The organism is Stenotrophomonas sp. P5_A9, assembly GCF_056400525.1.
Genome location: NZ_JBFULC010000121.1, coordinates 1 through 4,241, shown reverse-complemented (window position 1 = coordinate 4,241; position 4,241 = coordinate 1). Strand labels below are relative to the sequence as shown.

Annotated in this window: 3 protein-coding genes and 1 rRNA gene; 2 read left to right on the top strand and 2 right to left on the bottom strand. The window is 66.1% G+C overall.

The window, feature by feature from the left end:
- Window positions 1-39: 39 nt before the first annotated feature.
- A 5S ribosomal RNA gene (gene rrf, locus AC1DR7_RS20035) occupies window positions 40-154 on the top strand.
- A gap of 715 nt (window positions 155-869) precedes the next feature.
- Here the strand turns inward: rrf and AC1DR7_RS20030 are convergent.
- On the bottom strand, window positions 870-2,606 hold the full coding sequence (locus tag AC1DR7_RS20030; RefSeq protein WP_478052172.1) for a M28 family metallopeptidase: 1,737 nt from the start codon (window positions 2,604-2,606) through the stop codon (window positions 870-872).
- A 53-nt stretch (window positions 2,607-2,659) separates the two neighbouring features.
- Complete coding sequence (locus tag AC1DR7_RS20025) at window positions 2,660-3,322, bottom strand: DUF4097 family beta strand repeat-containing protein (protein WP_457321741.1); 663 nt, start codon at window positions 3,320-3,322, stop codon at window positions 2,660-2,662.
- A gap of 52 nt (window positions 3,323-3,374) precedes the next feature.
- Between AC1DR7_RS20025 and AC1DR7_RS20020 the strand changes: the two genes are divergently transcribed.
- On the top strand, window positions 3,375-4,241 hold an 867-nt coding region (locus tag AC1DR7_RS20020), incomplete at its 3' end, for a murein hydrolase activator EnvC family protein (RefSeq protein WP_478076650.1).

The window sequence follows — 4,241 nt, the reverse complement described above, 5'->3', positions numbered from 1 at the left end:
CTGCAAAGACACGACCTGCGGCGACACTCCAAAAGCCTCCCTGGTGAAATTAGCGCTGTGGAACCACCCGATCCCATCCCGAACTCGGAAGTGAAACGCAGCTGCGCCGATGGTAGTGTGGCTCAAGCCATGCGAGAGTAGGTCATCGCCAGGGTTTATACCCAAAAACCCCGCTGCTCATGCAGCGGGGTTTTTCTTTGCGCGTGTTCCGGCGTCGGTGTCGCGCATTACCGTCCCGGTAGAGCCGAGCCATGCTCGGCTGCTTTCCAACACCTGTGCACGATCCCCACCGGTGCGGTGCCGAGCATGGCTCGGCACTACCCGGCTGCGGGGAATGCACACACGTGTCCCCGTAGAGCCGAGCCATGCTCGGCTGTTTTCCAACACCTGTGCATGATCCCGACCGGCGCGGTGCCGAGCATGGCTCGGCACTATCTGACCGCGGGGAATGCACATACCCGTCCCGGTAGAGCCGAGCCATGCTCGGCTGCTTTCCAACACCTGTGCATGATTCCCACCGGTGCGGTGCCGAGCATGGCTCGGCACTACCTGACCGCGGGGAATGCACATACCTGTCCCGGTAGAGCCGAGCCATGCTCGGCTGCCTTCCAACACCTGTGCACGATCCCCACCGGTGCGGTGCCGAGCATGGCCCGACCACCGATCTTGCCTGCGACCCTATCGACGCATGGACCCTGATGCGGAAGCCCTTTAAACAGGGCCCTGCTCATCCCTGCCATGCGATCCCATTGTCGGCCGAGGGCACCGCACCGGCGGTCCATCACGATGCGATCTGGTGCGCGGGCCGACAAACAAAAACGGCGCCCTATGGGCGCCGTTTCGTGTTCAACCTGATAACCGCAAGCCGCTCAGGGAGCCGGTGCTGCCGCTTCCGGCGCAGCGCCCTTGCCCTTCATCATCGCGTCGCGTGCCGCCTTGAACGGGTTGCCCTCATACCAGTTCGGCCAACGATCACCACCGGCCAGCTCCTTGCCCACGCCGTACAGCAACTGCAGGTCTTCCACCGTGCCGTCCAGCTTCCAGGTGGCCGGGTCGAACTCATCCTTCGGGCCGTGGTAGCGGTCGCGGCCATACGCCTCGGCTGCCTTGCGGCCTGCCTCGACGCCACCGTCGCGCAGGTCTTCCCCGCCATCGGCATACAACGCCGGCACGCCGGCCTTGGCGAAGTTGAAGTGGTCCGAACGGAAGTAGAAGCCGCTCTGCACCGAGGTCTCACCATGCAGGGTACGGCCCTGGTTGGCGGCCAGCGGTTTGAGGATGTCTTCCAGCTCCGAGCTGCCGAAACCGGTCACGGTCAGGTCCTTGGCGCGGCCGGCCACCGACATCGCATCGATGTTGATCACCCCGGCAATCTTGTCCAACGGGAAGGTCGGGTGGCTGACGTAGTACTTGGAACCGAGCAGGCCCGATTCTTCCAGGGTCACCGCCAGGAACACCACCGAACGCTCCGGCGGCGGCTGCTGGTGCACCATCGCATCGGCCACTTCCAGGATTCCGGCTACGCCGGTCGCGTTGTCCACCGCGCCGTTGTAGATGTTGTCGCCCTGCTCACCCTCGTGCTTGCCCAGGTGGTCCCAGTGCGCCATGTACAGCACGGCCTCGTCGGCGCGCTTGCTGCCCGGCAGGACGCCGACCACGTTGCGCGAGGTCTTTTCGGCGATGGTGCTCTTCAGGTCGAAGGACACCTTGGCTTTCAACGAGACCGGCTTGAAGCCGCGCTTGCTGGCGTCCTTGTAGGCCTTGTCCAGATCCAGCCCGGCATCGGCGAACAGCTGGCGCGCCGCCTCGGCACTCAACCAGCCCTGCGCCGGAATGCGTGCCTCCGGATCATCCTTGGCCGGCAGGTCGTACTGCGGGCCGGCCCACGAGTTCTTGACCACGTCCCAGCCATACGACGCACCGGCAGTGTCATGCACGATCAGCGCCGCGGCGGCGCCCTTGCGGGCGGCTTCCTCGAACTTGTAGGTCCAGCGCCCGTAGTAGGTCATGCGCTTGCCGTCGAACAGCTTGGCGTCGTTGACGTGGAAGCCGGGGTCGTTGACGAACATCACCACCGTCTTGCCCTTCCAGTCCTGGCCGGCGTAGTCGTTCCACTTCTGCTCCGGCGCATCCACGCCGTAGCCGACGAACACCAGCTCGCTGCTGTCGACGTTCACCTCCGGCTGGCCACTGCGGGTGCCGATCACCATGTCGGTGCCGAATGTCAGGTCGCGGGTCTTGCCGGCCTGGTCAAGCTTGAGCACCGTGGATTCGTCAGCCGTGGTTTCGGTCATCGCCACGTCCTGGAACCAGCTGTCACCGTTGCCCGGCTGCAGGCCGATGCGCTGCATCTGGTCGCGGATGTAGTTGACGGTCAACGCTTCGCCCTTGCTGCCCGGTGCACGACCTTCGAAGTCGTCCGAGGCCAGGGTCTTGACCAGTTCGCCGAAGTCGGCGGCGTTGATCTCCGGGGAGAACGCATGGCCGACGGCGGCAGGCGACTGCGTGGCCGCATTGGCCGCGGAGTCGGCCGGGGCGGTGGCTTCGCCTTTGCACGCGGTCAGCGCGGCGGTGGCGGCAAGGCACAACAGAAGTTTGCGGGGCATCATCGATTCCTGGATCCAGTGGGCCGGTGCATTCAACGCACCGGGAGAGGGTATCAATCCTGCGGCGCGGCGTCGGTATCGAACGGGATGGCCTGCGCACCGCTGATCGCGCCGACGTGCGCGCTGCGATGCACATACAGGGTGACCTCGCGCTCGAACTGCAGGCTGCCGTCGACGCTGGCCTTCGGGCCGATGATCACGCGCGGCTTGCGCCCGCTGGTGAGGGACAGGTTGAAGTTGGGCTTCTTGACCCGGATCCCGCCCTGCACCTGCGAGCCGACGCCGACGGTGATGTCACCGTTGACGGTTTCGATGTTGCCGCGCAGGCGCGTCTCGACCAGCCCGATGCCGCCATTGACGGTTTCCATGTTGCCGTCGATCTGGCTGCCGCGATCGATGAAAATGCTGCCGTTGACGGTCTCAACGTTGCCCGCGGCGACCACATCGCGGCCGATCCTGACGTTGCCGTTCACCGTGGAAACGCCGGTGGTCTGGGCGCGGTCGTTGACCTGGATACTGCCGTTGACGGTCTGGATCTCGCGGGTCACCACGCCTTCTTCGACGGTGATGCCGCCGTTGACCGTTTCCAGATCGCCGTAGGATTGGCCACTGCTTGCGCGGATGCTGCCGTTGACCTTGCTGATGTCGTCGCTGGCGAAGGCGGGCGCGCAGGACAGCGCCAGGGCCAACAGCAGCGAGAGCGGAATATGTTTCATGATGACCTCGTGTCCGGGGTGCGGCTGGCAGGCCGCCTATGGGGATGTCACCATGCATCGCTACAATCCGCATCTGCCTGAAGTCACTGGAAAGCCCTTGCGCCACAACGCTTCTTCCTCACGCTGGAATAACAATCCGTTGCCTGCACACCGGGGCGCGACCGCCTTGCGTGGGCTGGCGCGTGGCCTGTTGCTGGCGCTGGCGATGCTGGCGCTGGGCCCAGTGGCGGCGCAGACCTCCAAGGAAGCCGAGCGCAAGCTGCAGAAGCTGCGCAGCGAGCTGAAGGGCGTGGCGCAGGAACGGCGTGCGCTGGAGGGGCAGCGCGGCCAGGCATCGCGACAGCTGCGCGAGGCCGACGAGAAGGTTGCCCGTACCGGGCGCGTGCTGGCCCAGACCGAAACCGCGCTGCAGCGCGAAACCCGCGCCATGGAGGAACTGCAGCGCAAGCGCAGCGACCTGCAGGCGGGGATGCAGAAGCAGCGCGAGGAACTGGCCTCGCTGCTGCGCTCGGCCTACCGCATCGGCAACAACGCCCCGTTGAAGCTGCTGCTGTCGCAGGACCGCGTGGCCGACGCCAACCGCAGCCTGGCCTACCACCGCTACCTGCAGCGCGAGCGCGCGCGCCGCATCCAGCTGATCACCCATGACCTGGCCGAGCTGCAGGCCGTCGAGGCGCAGATCGTCGAGCGTCGCCAGGCGCTGGAAGGCACCCGCCAGCAGCAGAAGCAGCAGGTGGTGACCCTGGCCGATGACCGGCGCACGCGCGCGGCCACGGTGGCCAGCCTGGACGAACGTTACAAGGACCGCAGCGAACGCGAGAAGGCGCTGGGCCAGGACGCCAAGGCGCTGGAATCGCTGCTGGCCAACCTGCGCGCCGCCGCCGCGCGTGCCGAAGCCGAGCGCCGCGCCGCCGCACGC

Excerpts from the sequence above, each read along its gene's own strand:
- AC1DR7_RS20030 (WP_478052172.1), bottom strand. The coding sequence starts at position 2,606 with ATGCCCCGCAAACTTCTGTTGTGCCTTGCCGCCACCGCCGCGCTGACC.
- AC1DR7_RS20025 (WP_457321741.1), bottom strand. The coding sequence starts at position 3,322 with ATGAAACATATTCCGCTCTCGCTGCTGTTGGCCCTGGCGCTGTCCTGC.